The sequence below is a fragment of the Paenibacillus sp. GL_099_B genome (assembly GCF_057835695.1).
In genome coordinates this window covers 6643457-6665748 of sequence record NZ_CM174430.1, presented here as the reverse complement: position 1 = coordinate 6665748, position 22292 = coordinate 6643457, and the positions used below count along the sequence as shown (strand labels likewise).

16 protein-coding genes are annotated in these 22292 nt (G+C 48.3%); 13 read left to right on the top strand and 3 right to left on the bottom strand.

Features of this window, described 5'->3' with window-relative positions; translation table 11 throughout:
• Window positions 1-184: 184 nt before the first annotated feature.
• Both AC3ITG_RS30295 and AC3ITG_RS30290 read right to left on the bottom strand, forming a co-directional pair.
• Window positions 185-928 (bottom strand): DUF3105 domain-containing protein, encoded by a 744-nt coding sequence (locus AC3ITG_RS30295; RefSeq protein WP_489252235.1) that lies wholly within the window; start codon window positions 926-928, stop codon window positions 185-187.
• 261 nt (window positions 929-1189) lie between these two features.
• Window positions 1190-2104, bottom strand: coding sequence for a zinc ribbon domain-containing protein (locus AC3ITG_RS30290; RefSeq protein WP_489252234.1), 915 nt, complete (start codon window positions 2102-2104; stop codon window positions 1190-1192).
• Between the two features lie 310 nt (window positions 2105-2414).
• Between AC3ITG_RS30290 and efeO the strand changes: the two genes are divergently transcribed.
• From efeO to AC3ITG_RS30275, 3 genes are read left to right on the top strand one after another with little or no spacing between them, the layout of a single operon-like run.
• A complete protein-coding gene (efeO, locus tag AC3ITG_RS30285) occupies window positions 2415-3311 on the top strand; it encodes an iron uptake system protein EfeO (RefSeq protein WP_489252233.1) in 897 nt (298 codons plus the stop codon).
• 4 nt (window positions 3312-3315) lie between these two features.
• Window positions 3316-4590, top strand: a complete 1275-nt coding sequence (efeB, locus tag AC3ITG_RS30280) for an iron uptake transporter deferrochelatase/peroxidase subunit (protein WP_489252232.1) — start codon at window positions 3316-3318, stop codon at window positions 4588-4590.
• A gap of 14 nt (window positions 4591-4604) precedes the next feature.
• A complete protein-coding gene (locus AC3ITG_RS30275; RefSeq protein WP_489252231.1) occupies window positions 4605-6500 on the top strand; it encodes an FTR1 family iron permease in 1896 nt (631 codons plus the stop codon).
• Between the two features lie 167 nt (window positions 6501-6667).
• Here the strand turns inward: AC3ITG_RS30275 and AC3ITG_RS30270 are convergent, their stop codons facing one another.
• Window positions 6668-7729 (bottom strand): LacI family DNA-binding transcriptional regulator, encoded by a 1062-nt coding sequence (locus AC3ITG_RS30270; RefSeq protein WP_489252230.1) that lies wholly within the window; start codon window positions 7727-7729, stop codon window positions 6668-6670.
• A gap of 506 nt (window positions 7730-8235) precedes the next feature.
• On the opposite strand from AC3ITG_RS30270, the gene AC3ITG_RS30265 reads away from it, so the two are divergent.
• The 10 genes from AC3ITG_RS30265 to AC3ITG_RS30220 all read left to right on the top strand — a co-directional run bounded on the left by AC3ITG_RS30265 (window position 8236) and on the right by AC3ITG_RS30220 (window position 22291).
• Entirely contained in the window at window positions 8236-9129 is an 894-nt protein-coding gene (locus AC3ITG_RS30265; protein WP_413379877.1) for an ABC transporter permease, read from the top strand.
• Window positions 9130-9145: 16 nt separating this feature from the next.
• Window positions 9146-10027, top strand: a complete 882-nt coding sequence (locus tag AC3ITG_RS30260) for a carbohydrate ABC transporter permease (protein WP_024632860.1) — start codon at window positions 9146-9148, stop codon at window positions 10025-10027.
• Between the two features lie 56 nt (window positions 10028-10083).
• Complete coding sequence (locus tag AC3ITG_RS30255; RefSeq protein WP_489252229.1) at window positions 10084-11691, top strand: ABC transporter substrate-binding protein; 1608 nt, start codon at window positions 10084-10086, stop codon at window positions 11689-11691.
• A 104-nt stretch (window positions 11692-11795) separates the two neighbouring features.
• Window positions 11796-13277, top strand: a complete 1482-nt coding sequence (locus AC3ITG_RS30250; protein WP_489252228.1) for a glycoside hydrolase family 32 protein — start codon at window positions 11796-11798, stop codon at window positions 13275-13277.
• Between the two features lie 19 nt (window positions 13278-13296).
• Entirely contained in the window at window positions 13297-14187 is an 891-nt protein-coding gene (locus tag AC3ITG_RS30245; protein WP_489252227.1) for an ROK family protein, read from the top strand.
• Between the two features lie 116 nt (window positions 14188-14303).
• A complete protein-coding gene (locus AC3ITG_RS30240; protein WP_489252226.1) occupies window positions 14304-18134 on the top strand; it encodes a GH32 C-terminal domain-containing protein in 3831 nt (1276 codons plus the stop codon).
• 203 nt (window positions 18135-18337) lie between these two features.
• Complete coding sequence (locus AC3ITG_RS30235) at window positions 18338-18682, top strand: Na-translocating system protein MpsC family protein (RefSeq protein WP_024632855.1); 345 nt, start codon at window positions 18338-18340, stop codon at window positions 18680-18682.
• A gap of 476 nt (window positions 18683-19158) precedes the next feature.
• Window positions 19159-20229, top strand: coding sequence for an ABC transporter substrate-binding protein (locus AC3ITG_RS30230; protein ID WP_489254548.1), 1071 nt, complete (start codon window positions 19159-19161; stop codon window positions 20227-20229).
• Between the two features lie 105 nt (window positions 20230-20334).
• Window positions 20335-21273 carry a nucleoside hydrolase gene (locus tag AC3ITG_RS30225; RefSeq protein WP_489252225.1) on the top strand — a complete coding sequence of 313 codons (939 nt, stop codon included), beginning with the start codon at window positions 20335-20337 and terminating at the stop codon, window positions 21271-21273.
• A 199-nt stretch (window positions 21274-21472) separates the two neighbouring features.
• Complete coding sequence (locus AC3ITG_RS30220) at window positions 21473-22291, top strand: ABC transporter permease (protein ID WP_090903370.1); 819 nt, start codon at window positions 21473-21475, stop codon at window positions 22289-22291.
• The last annotated feature ends 1 nt before the right edge of the window (window position 22292 follow it).

Below are 22292 nucleotides of genomic sequence, written 5' to 3'. Positions count from 1 at the left end.
CTAACGTACATATATGTATTTCATTTCTATTTAAAATATCGGCATCTGCATGATAAAGAATTAGCCCCCGGATCAAGTAGATCCAGGAGCTTATCTTGTTTGAAACGTATAAATGGATATCTCATCTCTTGGACTCCCCATGATTGCAGGAACCCTTTGCTGTTATTACTACAAAGAGGGGGCTTTACATCGTCCCGCCACCCTGGCGGATGGAGGCAGGGATCTTCTCTGGTCCTTGGTTAATATATTTATTAATAAAAGTGCCTACTTTGGCATCATCGAATTGGTCCAGCTTCATGGTTTTGGTCCATGCCGTCACGACGACCTCACTGCCTTCAGGGATGTCCTTGTTCGGCACAGCCAGGATACCTGATCCAGCTTTGCGGAACTTGGCAAGGTATTTCAGATGCTCTTTCAGCTCATCACTTGCGTTCACACGATAATAAATGATGATATCCCCATGCTCCAGATTATGTACCAGGTATGGATAGCCGGGGAAATCGGTGTAAAATCCAAACTTGATATCATGCGGGTTATGAGGCCCCGACGTTGGGATGGTCATCTCATATTGAATCGGCTCTTCTGTATGATCGGCTCCATAGTATTTATCGTCGGTCACGTCGATCGCAGCATCAGCATTCAGATACGCAACATCATACTTGGTAAGTGCACCCTGCATGAAGAAAAGGACAAACGCAATAATCGACACCCCCAGTAGTGCATGTGCACCCAGGCGGATAGATCGGGTTTTCTTTTTAATCACAGCTCGTTCATTCTTCTTCATATGTGCCAGTACAGACTTCTGGGTGCGTGAAGACCAGATATAAGCTGCGATGGAGAACAAGAGAACGACTGCTCCAACGATAAGCCACAGGTAGGATGTGCCTGCCTCGTGCTCCATTTGCATATGATTCATATTCATGTCCATATCGATTCCCTCTACCCTTCGTAATAAAATGAATGATCACAACGTTACACTACATAATGTAGTGTTTATGACAATGGCATAGCTCCCATAAAGCATGGGGTGTTTCTCACCTCATATCCTTACGTAAAAAAGAACATACCTTTTACACTACACATTATAGTGTATGGAACGTAACGAGTGCAATCTGCTGACGCTGAAAACAAAAGAAGACCCTCCTCGGATAAGGAGGGAGAGTCTTCGTAAGAGCTTTTAAATTAGATGCTACAGACGACCGTATGGAGAATACATCAGGCCAATCAATCCAATGATTGTAGTGCCCAGAAAGCGAGATAGAATAAAAAACAATACAACATTGGCAATCAACACGCTGTACATGCTATCGATGGCTGCCTTCGTACGATTCAGCGGATACTGGAACAGCACCGTGTTAAGTGATACAAAGATAATCAAATACGAGACAACGAGGAAGAAGATAGCGATGGAATACGAGATAACAATAAACAGATTCGCCAGGACGAGCGACGCTACAGCGGGCACAAGCAATGTACCGAACTGGGCAACCAGTGTTTTGGGGCGGAATGTTATTTTTTCAATCTTCAATATGGCATACATCAATGCGATCGCTACGACCAAAGAAATGGCGGTGAACAACAGCGGTCTAATAAACCCGCCAATGAACAATCCGTCCATATCCATCCGGCCGAAAGTAATCAAAAAGTATGTAGAGGATAGAACCGCAATCAGAGCCATCGTGATCCAGCCGTTAAGAGAATGCTGTTCACCAACGGTTTTCATAGTTTGATAAGGACGGGTGAGAACACTAAGGAAATAGGATAGATACTGTTTGCTTACTTCTTTGGCTTGCTGAACTTTCTCATTTTGTACGATGTTATTCCACTGATTGGTGTTGTTGTCTCCTGAAGATGAAGGGCCCTCTGTGCTGGAAGAGTCGGGTTCATGTTGTATAGGTCTGGGAGCAGAAGGTGTGTTGGATGAAATGGGAGCGTGAGAAGGTGTCGCCTGTGTGCTCGACCAACGGGTATATTCAGGTTCGGCAGCAGCGGATTGTTGATCCTGAGCGGAATCTGCAGTAGGGGAGGAAGGGTTTAGATTAGCGCCGCACCTCTCGCAAAAGCTAGCATTTCCATTTTCATGATTACATACTGGGCATTTCATGGCATGAGCCTCCAATTTCATAAATTAAGATCATATAGACATTAGACATTTTGTCTCATTTTAACGGTAGATGACGAAGTTTGTCTATGTTTTCAAGGGATTTAACACCCGGTATTTTCCACCTGAGTATGTGATTAAATCGGTCCTCTTATTTTCATATTGACATAAGTATGCGTCGGAATTATGATGTCCTTACCGAAATTGATAATCATTATCATTAAATGAACGTTAATCCAAGGGTTTGTACTCATCAACATATTAATCGCAGGTGTACAACCAAATCAGTTTAACCAATGGGGAGTGTATCGTGTTGAAAAAAATATTGGCATTGCCGGCTGTTGTGCTGGCAACTTCGGTTTTACTCGCCGCTTGCGGCAATAATGAAGCGGCTTCGGACAAGCAGGCAGAAACACCTGTTGCTCAAAGTGAAAACCAAACTTCCACAGAAACCACGGATGCAGCAGATCAGGAAGTGGCCGGGAGTGATTATACAACCGCAGTGGATGGCTATCGCGCATTTGCAATCGAGCAGATTGATGAATTCGTGAAGCAAACGGAGAAGTTCACCGATGCCGTGAAAGCTGGTAATCTGGAGACTGCCAAATCATTATATGCACCAGCTCGTATGTATTATGAACGCATTGAACCGGTAGCTGAGGCACTTGGCGATCTGGACCCGAATATCGATGCACGTGATGGAGATGTGGAGGCAGCCGACTGGCGCGGATTCCACCGGATTGAGAAAGCACTTTGGGAAGACAAGACGACCGAAGGCATGACTGACTTTGCGGATACATTGTTGAGCGATGCGAAGCTCCTTCGTGCCAAAGTCGAGACGATGGACATCGATGCGAGTCTGATGGTAACGGGTGCGGTAGAACTGCTGAATGAGGTTTCCTCCAGCAAGGTAACGGGTGAAGAGGAACGTTACTCCCATACGGATCTGTATGATTTTGCAGCGAATGTAGAGGGAGCACGCGAGATATATAACCTGCTCAAGGATGATCTGGCTGTCAAAGATAAAGATCTGAATCAGCAAATTGCGGACCGATTCGATGCGCTCGAGAAAGAACTTGCTCCATTCAAGGATGGAGACGGGTACGTTTCCTATGAGAAGCTGAAGGATGAGGACGTGAAGAAGCTGAGTCAGAACCTGGATGCATTGGCTGAGCCGCTGTCGAACATGGGACAGGTACTGGGAGTGTAGAACAATGACCGAGCAGAAAAAGGATTCGCTGAAAAAGCCGTTGTCACGGCGTGAAATGCTGAAGCTGACCGGCGTGGCCGGATTGGGTCTGCTCTTGGGCGGAGGCGGTGCCAGCGGTCTGATGGCGCTGGGTCGCAAAAGCAGTCCGGCGGCATTGGATGTGAACACGCCGGACAAGGCACTGGCCTTCTATGGCAAGCACCAGGCGGGCATTATTACCCCGGCTCAGGATTTCATCTGCTTTGCCGCCTTTGATGTGACGGCGGGAAGTGCGGATGATCTCCGCCGTCTGTTCAAGAACTGGACGGCGGCTTCCGCTGCCATGGCCGCCGGAGAGATGATTGGCGAACATAATACAACGCTGAATACGCCGCCTACTGATACGGGCGAAGCGGCAGGCCTGACACCGTCACGAACTACGTTGACGTTTGGTGTGGGGCCCTCTTTGTTTGACGGGCGCTTCGGGCTGCAGGGCCGGAAGCCCAAGGGCCTGCGCGATCTGCCGGCATTCGCCGGAGATGCGCTGGACCCGCAGTGGTGTGGTGGCGACCTGTGCGTGCAAGTCTGCGCAGACGATATGCAGGTCGCCTTCCATGCCATCCGCAATCTCGCGCGCATCGCACGCGGGCATGCGGTATTGCGCTGGACGCAGGAAGGATTCCAGCGCACAGGCCGAGCTGACCCTGCGGGTGGAACACCGCGCAACTTGCTCGGCTTCAAGGATGGCACCGGCAATCCGGATACAACGGATGCCGTGCTGATGGACCAGACCGTCTGGGCGCAGCCGGCTGACGGTCCGGGGTGGATGGCCGGCGGCAGCTATATGGCCGTCCGCCGGGTTCGCATGCGTGTGGAGGTGTGGGACCGCTCCACACTGAAGGACCAGGAGGCGACATTTGGCCGCCACCGGGACAGCGGAGCGCCGCTCGGCAGCAGCGGCGAGTTCGATCCGGTAGATCTGAAGGCCAAGACTGCCGATGGGCAGCCTGTTATTCCGGCAACGTCACATCTGCGCCTCGCGAAGGGGGACGGCAGTCAGCAAATTTTACGCCGCTCCTACTCATATTCGAGTGGGCTTGATGCCAAGACCGGACAGCTGGATGCAGGTTTGCTGTTCATTAGTTATCAACGGGACCTGGAGAAACAGTTTATTCCGATTCAGAAACGACTGGCAAAGAACGATAAGCTGAACGAATATACTGTGCACACAGGCAGTGCTGTATTTGCCTGTTTCCCCGGAATTACGAATGGCGGATATATTGGGGACACCTTGATTTGATGGGGAGGATGACAATGATGGGCAGGATCGCAGATCGGAAGGCGCAGGGGTGGCTGTACAAAGGAAGGTTGATGCGCTCCTTGCTGATGCTGCTGGTGTTCCTGATGGTGGGGTCCAGTGCAATTCGTTTACCGGGCATGCCACACGCTTCTGCTGAAGGGCTCCAAAACAATGAGCAGTCTGTGCAAAAACAATTGGATAGCCTACTGCCGCCTGTGGGCAGCGCCTTGGTTGAAGCGGGACAGGGCAAGCTGGCAGAAGCCACGGAGGACGTCGCCGAATTCAGGCAACTGTGGGAGGATGCCAGCACATTGGTGCCGGAGCAGAACGCAGATCAGGTTGCGACGACCGCCAGCGTTGTAGGTGAAGCTTTGTCCAAAGCGGAACAGGCACTGTCGGGCAAGGATTCTGATGCTGCCAAGAAAGGACTGGCCGATCTTGCCCGTGCGACTAATCAGTACATTGAGGCGTTTCAGGGTGCAGAAGAGAGCAGCGACGCAGGTCGTAAAGCGGCCGAAAGGCTGCTGCCAGACGCACGTAAAAGTTTGAGAGCAATGGAACAGGGCGATTGGACCCAGGCAGAGCTTGCCTATAAACGGATTGTTACGGCCTGGAAAGGCACCGAAGCTCCGATTCGTCAGGATCATTTTGGCGTATACAGCCAGTTGGAGAAGGACATCAGCCTGGTTCGCATTTCAATGCAGGCCGAACCCCGCAAGGAAGAACAGGCAACAGAACGTATGCAGGAACTGGTCACGTTGCTCACAGACTATAGTGCAGGGACACTCAAGGAAGGGGAAGTTGAGGATACGTCAGCATCCTCTGGTGTTTCTTCTTTGTCCGATCTGCTGAAATTACTGGAGCAAGTAGAGCAGCAGATTCAAGCGGGGGATACGACTTCTGCCGCATCGGGATTGGAGCAGTTTATTGTGTCCTGGCCTCTGGTTGAAGGTCAGGTACAGATATCATCTCCAACTTCATATACGGCCATTGAGAATGAAATGGCGGAAGCATCCGGATATGTCGTCTCCAATCCGCCAAATACGGCAAAGGCAACCGAGGTTGTAACCCGCATGATCCATCGGCTGGAGCCGTTAACGGCTACCACCTCATACACGGCATGGGATGCGGCATTGATTCTGCTTCGCGAAGGATTGGAAGCCATTCTGGTACTGGCTGCATTGCTGGCTTACGCCAAGAAGAGTGGCGAGACTGCGGCTCGGCGCTGGATCTGGGCTGGTGCCGGTAGTGGTCTGCTGCTTAGTGTGGCGCTGGCCGTTGTACTGTCGCTGACTCTTGCTGTGGCATCATCGGGCAGCACACGGGAGATGATTGAGGGGTATACGGGGCTTGCAGCCGTTGTACTAATGTTGACGGTTGGACATTGGATGCATAGCAAATCGAATACCCGCTCCTGGAATAGCTATGTCCAGAGACAGGTAGGTGGTGCGCTTGCCCGGGGAAGTCTGTGGTCACTCTTCGCTGTGGCGGGTCTTGCCATATTGCGAGAAGGTGCGGAGACTGCGATCTTTTATATTGGTATGGCGCCTGCAATTGAGACCTCACAGATGTTGATCGGTATGGGGGCAGCATTGCTCATCCTGATTGTATTGGCTGTGGCCATTATTCAATTCAGTGTACGCCTGCCTGTACGGTGGTTTTTCCTGACCGCTACGCTGCTGATTTATTATCTGGTATTCCGTTTCCTAGGAGAGAGCATACACTCCCTTCAAGTCTCGGCAACCCTTGGGGCTCATGTCGCACCGAGTCTGCCGACGATTGGCTGGCTTGGCATGTATCCGACATGGGAGACCTTTATTCCACAACTCGTTGTGCTGATCTTTATGATCTTCAATCTGATTCGTACAGAGGTACGTTCGGCCAAAGGAGCATCCAAGGCATCCGTGTAGCACGGAGCTATGAATCCTGGTTAGAGGCTGCGTTCTGTTCGCATCATATTGTGACCACACCATACAAAGGGTAACTATAAGTCCCTATAAGAAAAGCCGTATCCTTCACGTTCCATTCTGCGTGAAAGATACGGCTGTTTATTTTTTTTAGAGATTCATGAGACAGGTTAAACGGTCTGTGGATTGGACTTCATCATTGTGGGTGTGGACTCCCGGATGATCGGTTTGGTCACGATATGCGAGACCTGATAAGGCTGTGACGGATTGTCAATCCGGGATAATAGCATCTCCGCAGCCTTGATGCCCATCTCGTTGCTATAAATATGCACAGTTGTTAATGGAGGCTCGATAATCCGTGATTCAGGCGCATTATCGAATCCGCATATGACAATATCCTGTGGTACAGTAATATTCCTCGCTCTCAATGCCCTGATTAGTTCGACTGCGATGAAGTCGTTGGCGCATACATACGCATCAGGCAGTGAATTCAGCTCTGCCACTCGTTCGTTTAACCAGCCGGGCTTCGAGAAGAACAGGCGGTCATCGTCCACAATGCATTGGGATGGATCGACCTGCAACCCCGCTTCCAGCATGGCCCGCTGATATCCTACCCAACGTTCATTGAAGCTTTTGCAATGATTGTAATCCCCGGCAAATCCAATATTGTTATAGCCACTCTCAATTAACTTTCTGGTTAACTGATACGTGCTGTGCTCGTTCTCCATTAGCAGCAAATCTGCATGAAATTCCGGATAACATATGTCGGAAGCGCTATCGATGAAGATCGTGGGAATTCCGAGATCGGTAATAAGCTGAGTATATTTGAGATCGAACAATTCAATGCAAATGATACCGTCCACGTTGGAAATATCAAAATTGTTGGGAAGTGTAAGTGAATCCTGATCAACCTCACGCACGATATGAATGGAGAGATTGTACCCCTCTGCGCTGATTCTTTTCTCCAGACCACTGATTAACATCGAACCAAAGTGAGATGTATTGGGCAGATTTTCCGTTAACAGGGCGATATTGCTAGGAGCTTTGGTTAGAACATGCTCATTTTCCATATAGGCAAACTGTTTATATTTAAGTTCAATTGCTTTTTTAATTACACGATTACGTGTCTCATCCGGGATATTTCCGCTATCATTCAAGGCTTTGGAAGCTGTATTCCGGGAGATGCCCAAAGCATCCGCGATGTCCTGTATCGTGACTTTTTCTTTTGCCATCTAGTGCTTCACCTCTAATGATCATATGGTCGTCCATAGTATTATCTTAGTCAAATGTATAATAGATCGGAACAAATAGCAATCTCAATTTTACATATGCACAATTCAGTTTACATTTTTAATTCAGGTGATGCGCGTTTATATGTATTCATAAGTTTCGTTACAAATGATGATCAATTCGGAATATCCCACTAATGACAAGGGGAACGACAGATTGAAAGGATTTAAATTAATGTTTTATATGCAATTCAATGCACATTTAGAACTTGAAAAACACACAAAATGTTATCAAATGCACAATTATTTTTTACATTACGTATTGACTAATGCCTAGATTACCTGCTAAATTGTAAATTATTAAATGAGCAATTGTAAATATTGAAAGCCCTTACTACAAACAATTGTCAACTTCAGGAATGAACGGAGGTCATGTGTTGGATAACACGGTGGATACCAAAAAGGGTACAGGAAGGGCGTTGAAACAGAGGACATCAACCGGTCACAGGATGCAGCAGCTCAAAAAGAATTATTTTTTGTATTTGTTACTCGCACCAGCTCTGATCCTGACCCTTATCTTCAAATACATCCCGATGTACGGAGCCATTATCGCATTTAAGGATTTTAGTCCGATCAAAGGCATCATGGGCAGTGAGTGGGTGGGCTTGAAGCATTTTGAGAAGTTTTTGGCTTCGCCCAATTTTGATGTCATTTTTATGAATACGCTTAAACTCAGCTTTTTTGGATTGATATTCAGCTTTCCAGTACCCATTTTGCTTGCTCTCATGCTCAATCAGGTACGTAAAGCCGGAGTGAAGAAAAACATCCAATTGTTTCTGTATGCACCCAACTTCATCTCGGTTGTTGTCGTTGTGGGTATGCTGTTTATCTTTCTATCCCCAACAGGGCCGATCAATCAGATAGCGACAGCAATTACAGGGCATCCCATTATGTTCATGTCCGAACCGGAATATTTCCGCTGGATATACATTTTGTCGGATATCTGGACTGGAGCGGGCTGGGCTTCCATCATTTATGTCGCAGCTTTGGCCAATGTCGATCCGGAACTTCACAATGCGGCGAACTTGGATGGAGCGAATCTCATTCAGCGTATTCGCCACATCGACCTTCCGACGATTCGACCGATTATGGCCATCGTATTTATTCTTGCCGCTGGCGGGATCATGTCGATTGGATTTGAGAAGGCCTACCTGATGCAGACGTCCATGAACCTGCCTTCCTCTGAGATCATTGCCACGTATGTCTACAAGGTGGGCTTGCAGTCCGGAGATTACGCTTATTCTGCGGCAGTGGGATTGTTCAACTCGGTCATCAATGTCATTTTGCTGGTGACTGTGAATCTGATCGTGAAGAAATTGAATGAAGGCGAAGGCCTCTATTAGGAAAGGAGTGTTATCCATGGTTGTCAAACATACGGGACTGGATCGTCTGATCCTCGCACTGAACGCGATTTTTCTTACCTGTGCCGTACTGGTTGTGGTTGTCCCCCTGATTTATATCGTCGTTGCCTCATTCATGGACCCAACGGTGCTGCTGAACCGTGGACTGTCCTTCAATGTATCCGACTGGAGTTTGGATGGGTATCAGATGATTTTGTCCAATCCAGCCATGATTCGAGGGTTTGCTAATGCGGTGCTGTACTCGGTTTCTTTTGCTCTCGTGACGGTGACCGTTTCGATATTTGCAGGGTATGCCTTGTCTGATGAAAGGCTGGCTGGGCGAGGATTTTTCATGATTATTTTTATCATCACGATGTTCTTCGGTGGCGGATTGATCCCGACCTATCTGCTTGTTCGTAATCTCGGCATGCTGGACACGGTATGGGCCATTATCATCCCTGGCGCAGTCAACGTCTGGAACATCATTCTCTCCAGAACCTTCTTCAAAGGGGTACCGCGAGAACTGAAAGAAGCCGCCAATGTGGATGGTGCCTCCGAGATGAAGATTTTCTTCCAGATCGTTATTCCGTTGTCGAAACCTATCATTTTTGTCCTCGCGTTGTACGCGTTTGTGGGGCAGTGGAATTCCTATTTTGACGCCATGATCTATCTGGATAATCCAAACCTCCATCCTTTACAGCTCGTACTGCGCTCCATTCTGATTCAGAATCAGGCTGCGCCGGGCATGATCAGTGATCAGCTTGCCATGGCGGAACTGAAACGGCTCTCGGAAATGATCAAATATTCAGCCATTGTCATTTCGAGTCTACCACTCATCATCATGTATCCGTTCTTTCAGAAATATTTCGAAAAAGGTGTCATGGTAGGTTCACTCAAATAGTGAACAGCCTGAAATAAAGCACGTTCGACCCAACACAATCCACGGAGGTCATTATTATGAAAAAAGTGAACAAGTCCAGAAAAGCCGCTACAACGGCATCCATCTCCATGTTGTCAGCCATGCTCCTGCTCTCGGCGTGTGGTGGGGGAGGAGGCGGTGCGGCAAGTGAAGCCCAGTCACCTGATGGCAAAGTGACATTGAATTTTATAACACAGAGTTCTCCGCTGGCCCCTGCTGATCCGAACGAGAAGCTGATTAACAAGCGACTTGAAGAGAAAACCAATGTGCATATCAACTGGAAGAACTATACGAGTGACGTATTTGCAGAGAAAAGAAACCTGGCGGTAGCCAGCGGTGATTTGCCTGATGCCATCTTTGACGCAGGTTATGGGGATTATGATCTCCTGAAACTGGCGAAGGATGGGGCCATCATTCCACTGGAGGACATGATTGAGCAATACATGCCGAACCTGCAAAAGGTGCTGGAGGAAGCTCCTGAATATAAGAGCATGATTACGGCTCCAGACGGACATATTTATTCCTTTCCCTGGATTGAGGAGCTCGGAAGTGGCAAGCAGCGCATACAGGCGGTGGATGACTTACCTTGGATCAACGTGGAGTGGCTGAACAAGCTCGGACTGAAGATGCCAACGACAACCGAAGAACTGAAACAAGTGCTGATTGCGTTCAAAACTCAGGACCCGAACGGCAATGGCAAGGCTGACGAAATTCCGTTGTCCTTCATTAACAAGCCGGGCGGAGAAGATCTGACATTTCTATTTGCAGCATTTGGACTCGGGGAGAACTGGGACCACACTGTGGTGACCAACGATGGAAAAGTGGTCTTCACTGCAGCTGATGAAGGTTACAAAGAAGCGGTCAAATACATTCACGAACTGGTCCAGGAAGGTCTTGTGGATGTGGAAGCATATCAGCAGGATTGGAATACGTATCTGGCCAAGGGCAAAGACAACAAGTATGGCATGTACTTCACTTGGGATAAGGCCAACATTACAGGTATGAATGATACCTATGATGTTCTGCCTCCTGTCGCCGGACCGAATGGAGAAATTAATGTCGCACGTACAAACGGTATCGGTCTAGACCGGGGACGCATGGTTGTTACGAGCAGCAATAAAAATCTGGAATCCACAGCGAAGTGGGTGGACCAATTGTACGATCCGCTCCAGTCCGTGCAGAACAACTGGGGAACTTACGGTGATGAGACACAACAGAATATTTTTGAATTGGATGAAGCTAAAGGCATGCTGAAGCATCTTCCGCTGGAAGGCGCTGCACCTGTTGAGCTCAGACAGAAAACGAGTATTGCAGGACCGCTGGCTATTCTCGACAGTTACTATGACAAATACACAACCAAACCGGAAGATGCTGCGTGGCGTATGGAACTGCTCGATAAATATATGGTTCCACACATGAAAGCAGAAAACGTCTATCCAAGCGTGTTCTTCTCAATCGATGAACTCGACCGCCTTTCCACCATTGAGACTGATCTGTTCGCCTATGTGCTGCGTATGCGCACGGAATGGTATCAGAATGGAAAGATCGATCAGGAGTGGGACGCTTATCTGAAAGAGATGGATCGTCTTGGATTGCAAGAGTGGCTGCAGATTAAACAAGCGGGATATGACCGCAACACCCAATAAAACAAACTGGTTGAGGAGCTTTGCCGTACATAGCATTAGCATTAGGGTGCGTGAGCGAAGCGAAGTCTCCTCTTCAACGGTTTGAATCAAAGGAGTAAACCAATATGTCTACCATTTCAACAACCGATTACCGGGGCGTCTATCACTTCTCACCCAAGGAGAAGTGGATGAATGACCCGAATGGCATGGTATTTTTCAAAGGTGAGTATCACTTGTTCTATCAGCATCATCCGTTTGGCACAACATGGGGACCGATGCATTGGGGACACGCGGTGACCAAGGATCTGGTTACCTGGGAAGAGCTGCCTGTGGCTTTGGCGCCGGATGAACATGGCATGATCTTCTCCGGCAGTGCCGTGGTGGACTGGAACAATACGTCCGGATTCTTTGACGATGAGCCAGGACTGGTGGCCATTTTCACCCATCATCTGGAGGTGCCAAACGATCATCCGATTCAGCGGCAGAGCCTCGCATATAGCAAGGATAGCGGCAGAACATGGATGAAATACGAGGGCAATCCGGTACTGGAGCATGAGTCATTCGTGGATTTCCGTGATCCCAAAGTTTTCTGGCATGAGCAGACCAAGGAATGGATTATGATTATCGCTTGTGGTCAGACGGTATGTCTGTACCATTCTCCCAATCTGAAGGATTGGACTTTGGGCAGTGAATTCGGCGCCGGGATCGGTTCGCATGATGGCGTCTGGGAGTGCCCTGATCTGTTCCCACTAGCCGTGGATGGAGATGCGAGTCAGGAGAAATGGGTGATGCTCGTCAGCATTGGTGCAGATCCTGCCTTCAAGGAAGGTTCCAGAACCCAGTACTTCACTGGAGATTTTAATGGCAATACATTTGTTCCTGATGAAGCTTCCCATACCGTTCGCTGGCTTGATCATGGTCGGGATAACTACGCAGGGGTCAGTTGGTCTGACATTCCGGCAGAAGACGGCAGACGCCTGTTTATGGGCTGGATGAGCAACTGGATGTATGCCAATCAGACACCAACCGAAGGATACCGCGGCGCGATGACCATTGCGAGAGAGCTGACATTGGAGACAAGGGACGGAGAAGTCCTGCTGGTTCAGCGTCCAGCACGCGAGTTGGAGCAAGCCCGCACGCCAGTACTGTCCTTACAGAATGCTTCTATCAGACAAGTGAGTGAGCAGTTGAACACCTTGCGCCTTGTAAACTATGAGATTTATGCGGAATGGGCTTCTGATCAACCTGTTCAATTTGCATTACGAAGTGGCGCGGACAACGAAACGCTTATAGGCGTGGATGCTAGCCAGAATGAGGTATATGTTGATCGCAGTCGATCGGGTATTACCGATTTCCATGAACATTTCCTGGGTCGCCATGCAGCTAGATTAAAAGCAGTGGACGGCAACCAACATTTGCGAATCTATGTGGATTACTCATCCGTAGAGGTATTTGCCAATGACGGTCAAGCGGTTATTACCGATCTGATCTATCCGGATGCGGGTTCCAAGGGAATCTCTGTTCAGTCCGAAAATAAGGATTTAGTATTTGCTTCGCTTCATATCTACGAGCTATCCCCCATCCGAGTTGAAGGTCAGTCGGAATGATCGTGAGGGGGACAGTAAGATGCGTATAGGAGCAATAGAAGCCGGTGGAACGAAGTTTGTATGTGGTGTAGGTAACGAGCGAGGGGGAATTGAAGATTGGTGCAGCTTTCCAACGGAACATCCCGAGACCACACTGGCGAAGGTCATCGACTATTTTAGGGACAAAGGAGTGGCGGCGATCGGGATCGGCTCCTTTGGTCCGATTGATCTGCAACCGGATAGCCCCACCTATGGTTACATTACAACAACGCCCAAGCCAGGGTGGGAAAACTGTAATGTTATTGGATCATTGAAGCGCGAATTCCCGATTCCCTTCGGATGGGATACGGATGTGAATGCAGCGGCCCTTGGAGAAGTCACTTGGGGAGCAGCAAAGGGACTGGACAATTGTGTGTATTATACGATCGGCACAGGTGTTGGGATTGGACTTATGGCGGGAGGTAAACGTGTGCATGGATTGTTGCACCCAGAGGGTGGACACATCCGGACGAGACGGCACCCAGAGGATCATTTTGCCGGATTATGTCCGTATCATGGCGATTGCCTGGAGGGCATGGCTGCGGGGCCAGCCATTCAAGCCCGCTGGCAGAGTCCTGGCAGCGAACTGCCTTCAGACCACCCGGCTTGGGAGATCGAATCTTTTTACATTGCGGAGTCCATTACAACGGCCATTCTGCTTCACTCCCCGCAAAAGGTCATCTTGGGCGGAGGGGTGATGCAGCAAAGTCATCTGTTTCCCATGATCCGAGAGCGGGTTGTACGGAATCTGAATGGTTATGTGGATGCAGCCTCAATAATGCAACATATTGACGAATTTATTGTCCAGCCTGGATTGGGCCAGCACGCAGGACTATGCGGCGCCCTCGCATTGGGTTTAGAAGCATTGCAGCATGAAATTTATGCTTCATAGCGTTTGATATTTATGGACATCCCAGAAGGGGCGGATGCAGGTTCACTTATCTAAGAGACTGCGCCGTCCTTTGTGGGATTTTTGTCTCATCTACTATATGAAAAGAGGGAATGCTCATGAAATTCATCTTCCGATCCATCGGTTGTGTTCTACTATCATGTGTCCTTGGATCTTCTGCTGCTGGAGCCTATTCCACAGCATCTGTTATGGAGACAAATGCTTCGCAAAGGATGGAGCAGACCTCTGAGGAATCAGCAAAACAGGGGGAGGCGGTTCAAATGTTAACCAAAGTGTCTAAGGCAATAACGAATTTGTCAGATTGGACATTGCAGGGTAGAGGCAGTCTGGAAGATACGGATGAAGGGCTCCATCTGGTTTCGGATGCCGGGCAGAATGTGATGGCCATATCGGCCACACGAGCCGATAATTTTATCTATGAAGCTGATTTGATGATTCAGGATATGAAAGCGGATACGAGTCTTATTTTTCGATCCAATGATACAGGCTGGTCTTCATATATGTTGCAAGTGGTTCCCCAGGCTGGTGTGATACGTCTAAGAGATGCAAGTGGACAGCCGGGAACGTTAAATGTAGAACATAAAGCAAACCTGGAATCTGGAGGTATCTATCATCTGAAAGTGAAAGCGGACGGAGAGAGCCTTCAGGTATATTGGGATAATCGGTATGACCCGGTGATTGATGTGAAGGACAGTGCCTACTCTTCAGGGAATCTGGGGCTCCATGTATGGGATGGGTCGGCTTTGTTCCAGAATGTGCAGGTCAGTACCATGAATGGCAATATGGGTAAACCGATTAGCAACGTCGGCGAATGGCAGCCTGATTTGAAAGGTTATAAGGGGAAAGGAAGCGCTCAGGAGAAAGGAAGAGTCATTTACGAGAAAGCGGCATCTGATTTTGTATATGAAGGAAATATATCTCTGGCCAATGCGAGTACCTCAGCAGCGTTGCTATTCAGGGCAAATGCAGACGGAACGAAGGGATATGAAGCAGCCCTGATTCGGGAAGGAGAAGAAGTTCGGGTACAACTTCGAAAAGCGGACGGTACCGTGCTCGCCAGCTCGAATCGCAAGGTTCCAAGCCAACCGGGAGCGAGGCATCACATCGAAGTTATAGCCTCGGGCAGCTTGATTCAGGTTTATGTTGATGGGTACACGCCTGCGGCTGTTGAGGTGACAGACAAAAGCTACGCTAATGGAAATGCTGGACTTGTCGTTCAACAAGGCATCGCTTATTTTCAGGATATCTATGTAACGGAAGAGTCGGTGTACTACAAGGAGAACTATCGTCCTCAGTACCATTACTCTCCGATTCGAGGATCGGCAAGTGATCCAAACGGGCTGGTCTATTACGAAGGAGAATATCATCTGTTTCATCAGGATGGAGGCACATGGGCTCATGCAGTCAGTTCAGATCTTATAAATTGGAAGCGCTTACCTATTGCTTTGCCCTGGAATGATCAGGGCCATGTGTGGTCGGGATCGGCAATTGCTGATCTGAATAATACATCCGGTCTGTTCACGGATTCGGGCGGAAAAGGTCTGATTGCCTACTACACTTCCTATCATCCGGATAAACCTGGTGGCAATCAGCGTATCGGCCTCGCTTATAGTACCGATCAAGGCCGGAATTGGCAATACGCTAAAGATCGTCCGATTGTCATTGATAACCCTGGCAAGAATGGTGATGATCCGGGAAGCTGGGATTTCCGTGATCCGAAGGTCGTCCGGGATGAAGACCACAACCGCTGGGTGATGGTGGTGTCCGGCGGGGATCACATCCGGTTCTTTACTTCAACCAATCTGCTTGATTGGACCTTAACCGATAACTTCGGATATGGCGATTATGTTCGAGGTGGTGTGTGGGAGTGTCCCGATCTGATTCAACTGCCTGTAGATGGAACGGGTCAACGTAAGTGGGTGCTTATGATCAGTACAGGGGCCAATCCGAAAACCCAAGGATCAGATGCGGAATATTTTGTAGGCCAGCTAACAGCTGATGGGAAATTCCTGAACGATCATCCGGCTGGGCAAGTGTTGAGAACGGACTTCGGTAAGGAGTTCTACGCATCGATGTCTTTTGCGAATATGCCTGATCAGCGGAAAGTCATGCTTGCATGGATGACGAACTGGGATTATCCGTTTGAATTCCCAACCTCCACTTGGAAAGGACAACTGACCATACCGAGAGAAGTCTCTCTTCGAACCACGGATGAAGGAGTACGTTTGGTACAAACACCGATCACTGAACTCCAGACACTGCGGCATAACCTATATAGTGCACAACAAATGATGGTTGGACCAAAAACAAAAAATCCGCTGGAGGGCTTTACGGCGGGTGCGTATGAGATTGAAGCTGAAGTGGAAATTCCGGCTAACAGTTCTGTAACCGAGTTTGGTTTTCAACTTCGTCAAAGAGAAGGGCAGAAAACCACTGTAGGATACAGAGTAAATACGCAGAACATGTTCGTGGATCGCACCACCTCGGGTGACGTAAGCTTCTCCGATTTATTCACCAAGGTCCATGAGGCCTCGTTACAACCGGAAAATCGAAAGGTGAAGCTGCGTATATTCGTCGATGAATCCTCTGTTGAGGTGTTTGGCAATGATGGCAAGGTTGTCTTCTCGGATGTCATTTTTCCAGATCCGGCGGGACGGGCAATGGCTTTTTATAGCCTTGGTGGGGAAGTGAAGGTGAGCTCCATGAAGGTGTACGCCTTAGATAACATCTGGAGAAAGAGCACGTCCTCTAAGTCTCAGGTTATTGCAGATATGCAGAGAAGAACGGCGAATGTTGGGCAGACGCAAACGCTGTACGCCACGGTGGAAGGCAGACCGGGAAAAGGTGCCACTCAACCGTTGAAATGGAAGGTAAGCAATCCTAAAGTGGTGCAAATCGTTCATTCTGATAAAACGAAAGCGACGGTTCGAGCCGTGGGTGGAGGCGAAGCTACAGTAACAGTATCGACGGCAGACGGCAAAGCTTCTGCTCAAATACCGATTACGGTATCCAGTGGCATATTCCATACCAACTTATCTGGCTGGAAATCGGATAAATCATCTGCCCGATGGCTTATTTCCAAACAAGGCATACAGGGCAACTATAGTGGAGATACACAATATATCGCACAGGAAACGGCAGGGGATTTTCAATATGATGCTGATCTGACGCTGGGTGCTCAGGGGGGAGCGGGGTCTATTGTATTCCGTGCAAGTGAGGATGGACGAAGCGGCTATTATTTGAATATTGACCCTAACCTGAAGTCCATCCGACTATTTTATAAAGTGAATGGAAAAATCGAAAATCGACAGGTGCTTGCTCAAATCCCGAGATTCGTTCGTAAAGATCATACGTATCACATCCAGATTCAGGCGAACGGTCCTCGAATCCAGGTTGATGTGGACGGTGAGCGAATCATGGATCTTCAGGATGGAACGTTTGCCGAAGGACATTTTGGAATTCATGTATTCGGTGGGAATGCGTCCTTCCAGAATGTGAATGCAATCCATAGGAAGAAAGCAGAATTGGAGCAGGTGATGATTCGTAATGCAGGACGTCCCGTTGAATTGCAGGCTGTTCCATCTGAAGCAGGAGAAGTGATAAAAGTTGCTGACGAGGTAGAGAGTGCAAGTGAAGGCTTCAAATGGGTACTTGTACCGACAGGCGATGATTCCGGCGCTTACTCCATTCGAACCTTGAGCGGAATGTCTCTTGATTGGGATGTAGGACAGAATCGTATTCAGCTCTATTCGTACCTTGGTTATGCGAATCAACGCTGGAACATTTCAAAAAATGAGGATGGGACGATGCGCATTACAAGTTCTCATAACGGGAAAGCACTTGGCATATCCGAGGATGGGGCGGAGCTGGTAATGGATGAGTATCGTCAAGAGAATGAGTATCAAAAGTGGGTTATTAAGCAACAATAATAGAGAAAAGGGGTGCAGTTATCTCCAAGCACGCTCACGGTGAACATTTACGAATTGTTTTCGCTAGTTTATACCTATCGTTCGCTTTTATGTGTTATTTTCATGTTAACTATATCTTTTGGGTTGCCTAAAATCGTAGATATATGTATAATCAATCGTGTTAACACGTCGAACGTACGGTAGTAAATGATGTGGGTGAGTTCATGGAACTGCTGGACAGCAATGAGAGCAAGAAGAAGATGTGCCAGTATTATAACGAAATCTCGAAGGAACTGTTCGGCTTTGGCACCACTCTCCTGAGAGTGACCATTGATCAGAACATTGTCACCTTCTACGCGAAGCACCGACGTTCACCGCGCTCTGACGCCCTGGAAGGGGAGGCCCCCGGCTTGAAGCTGGAAGTGGACTTCCGCATGTCTGTCTTGTATAAGAAGAAATTCAGGGAGAAGTTGGAGCAACACATGGGTTTGCCAATCGAAGCTGTATTACGGGATTACGATGCGTCCACGCAGTGGGCCATTACGAATGTGATATTGGAACAAGCATAGGATGGATCGACAGGTTCGATGCATGCGTTGCACACGATTCTAATTCATAATTCTGATTCCGAACAATTTCATATGATGGCGTCTGTCTTCGGATTGATTCTGAAGCAGAAACCGATGATGTACCGGCAGCGGGTGTCGCTTTCCTTTGTTTACGAAGAAAAGTGTTCTTGTTTATACAAGAATGCTTTTCTTTTTGTTTTTTTAAGTTGAACTAGCCCTAAATAACGCATGTACCCTTCGAAAATCAGAAGACCTTCCGATCGCTGTTATCCCCAGATTTCTTTTATTCCCTTTAATAAGGTAGAAATCTTGTGATAGCTTATGCTTCCGAAGCTGCTTTCTTTCAGAAAGCTTTTAGGCGAACACGCTGTTTCTCCAGGTTCTTTCTGTTTTCTACGTGAAATGCGTTATCAAGCTAGTTCAACTTAATGGTTTGGGTTGTTAAATCACACATATCAGGGGGAATCAGGATCATGATGAAGAAGTGGATTAGCGGTTTGGCGGCAGTGGCAATGACATCGGTATTACTAGCAGGTTGTGGCAGCAGCACAGAAGACGCAACAGGCGGATCAGGCAGCGGCGGCACGGCGCCAACCAAACTGGTCATCTCCACTTGGGGATTCTCGGAAGATTTCTTCAATGAAGAAGTATTTGGTCCATTTGAAAAAGAACATAATGTAGACATTGTGCTTGAAGTGGGTAACAACGCTGAGCGTTTGAACAAAATCCGCCAAGGTACATCCAATGTTGATGTGATTTATTTGTCCGATTATTATGCACAGCAAGGTATTGATGAAGGTTTGTTTGAGAAAATCGACCGCTCCAAAATTCCGAATGTGAACGATATTTATGATATTGCCAAAGCACCGCTTGGCGAAGATTACGGCCCGGCCTACACGGTTGGACAGCTCGGAATCGCTTATAACCCAGACCTCGTTAACAAAGAAGTCACTTCATGGGCAGATCTGTGGGACCCGGCGTTTGCCAACAACCTGACCATTCCGAACATTACGGCAACAGCAGGCCCAATGGTATTGGATGCAGCTTCCCGTGTAGCCGGAAACGAAACGTTTAATGAAGATGCAGCATTTGCGGAACTGAAAAAATTAAGCAGCAACGTTGTTAAATTTTACACGCAAACTTCAGAATTCGTGAACATGTTCTCCCAGGAAGAGATTGCTGGCGGACCGATTATGGAAATGTACTTCAAAGATTTGAAAGCGGCAGTGCCAAATGCGAAGTTTGTTACACCTAGCGAAGGTGCGTATGCCGTTATGAATACGATCAATGTCGTGAAAGGCAGCAAGAACAAAGAACTTGCTGAAGAATTCATCAACTGGCAGCTGAGCCAGGATGTACAAGCCAAATCCGCCAAAGCAAAAGTGGATTCCCCGGTAAATACGAAGGTTGAATTGAATGCCGAAGAAGCTGAAGGCGTAACGTATGGTGCAGACGTAGTTGGTAAGCTGAACAAGCTGGATATGGAATTTGTGAATCAACAGGCTAAAGCATGGACAGATCGTTGGAACCGTGAGATTGCACAATAAGCATAATTAGCTTTAGAACGATAAGGTTTAGAAGCGGTATAGATCGTTCTCGACAAACAAAATTTGCAGCAAGCAATCATTTAACGGTAGAGGAGTTGGGAATGTATGAGTGAAACAGGAAATCGCATCATTCTGGATGTGGATACCGGTATTGATGACGCGCTGGCGATCTTACTGGCCGTCAAGAGTCGGAAGCTGGACATTCTCGGGATTACCACGGTCTGTGGGAACGTATCGCTCCAGCAGGCAACGGATAATACATGCAAAATTCTCGAACTGGTGGGAGCACCCTCCATTCCGGTCATTGCCGGAGCGGCTGGGCCACTCACACGCAAGTCTCATTATGAGCACCGGGTACATGGACAAGACGGATTGGGTGGTGCGCTGCCTGATCCGGCCGTGTCCAAGCAGGCGGATGAAGGCTTTGCCCCGGACTTTATCGTTGAACAAGCGAAGTTGTACCCAGGCGAACTAACATTGATCATGACCGCGCCGTTAACGAATCTGGCGTTGGCGTTAATGAAGTGTCCTGAGCTACCTACATTATTGAAGGAAGTCATCTTCATGGGTGGCGTCGTTCGTGGACATGGCAACATTACACCTACTGCGGAGTACAACACATACGCTGATCCCGAAGCCGCACGCATTGTACTGCATGCAGGTTTCGAGAAGCTTACGCAGGTGGGCTTGGATGTTACCCGTCAAACGCTGCTGAATGAAGAAGCCATCGGACGATTAACTGATCCGGTATTGCGCGATTATGTGGCACAGAGCACGGAGATTTACATCAAGCGGTATGAGGAAATGAACGGGATACGCGCCTGTGCCCTGCATGATCCACTGGCAGTTGGCGTCGCTCTTGCCCCGGAACTGGTTGGACGCAAATCGTATTACGTCGATGTAGAGACAGCCAGCCGCTTGTGCGATGGTCAGATGGTATGTGACTTCCAAAACCGTTTGGGCGAACAGCCCAACACACTGGTATGTGAAACGGTAGATGCCGAAGCATTCCTTGAGCTGTTTATCAGCGCTTTAAATTCTTAATTGCTCGACCCAATAAGATATTTATACGATTGCGGAGAGTGCAGAACCGATCTGGAGAAGCGAAGCGTTCCCCTTTATCCCCCGATTTTCTCCATTGATAAGGAATCAGAAAAATCGGGGGATAACAGGGATCGAAGGACGGTACTGCAATCGGAGTATCCGAGTATAAATCTCTAATTCTTATGTCAGGAGTACCGCGATGAAGAAATCAGTATACTGGCTATTGCTGCCGGGCTTTGTGTTTTTGGCGGCATTTATGATCATTCCGATTGTCCTGACGATCGGATCGACGTTTTTTCAGGAAAACTCCTTCACGTTTGAAGGATACATGCATTTTTTCAGAGATCCTTACTTTTTGAAAATATTGCTTACGACGCTGCAGGTCAGCGTGGTCACCACCATCGTCTGCGTGGTGCTCGGATTCCCGACAGCTTATTATATTTCCCGGAAAGCGCCGCGTCGCAAAGGCATTCTGCTGGCGCTGGCGATCTTCCCGCTACTAACGAGCCCGGTTGTGCGCTCGTTTAGCTGGATGATTATTCTTGGACGCAAAGGGCTGATCAACAACGCCCTCGTTGGGCTTGGTATCGTGGACAAGCCGCTCGATATTCTGTATACGCCGGCAGCCATGATGATTGGTTTGACCCATCTGTTCCTGCCACTCATGATCATTTCCCTAGTCGGTGTGCTTGAGAACATCGATGGTGATCTGCTCAAGGCAGCACAGAGTCTGGGTGCATCCCGCTTCACGGCATTCCGTCGGGTGGTGTTCCCGCTGGCTGTGCCAGGGCTTGTTATCGGAGCCGTACTTGTTTTTGTCGGAAGCCTGACGGCTTATACGACGCCTGCACTATTGGGAGGCAAACAGCGCGTAATTGCGACGTTCCTCTATCAGAACGCCATGACCCTGAACGACTGGTATCTGGCCTCGGTCGTTGCTGCGATTATGATTGTTATTACGTTTGTCGTGGTCGGTGTCATGAACAAAATGGCCAAAACTTTAAATCCGAAGGGGTAGA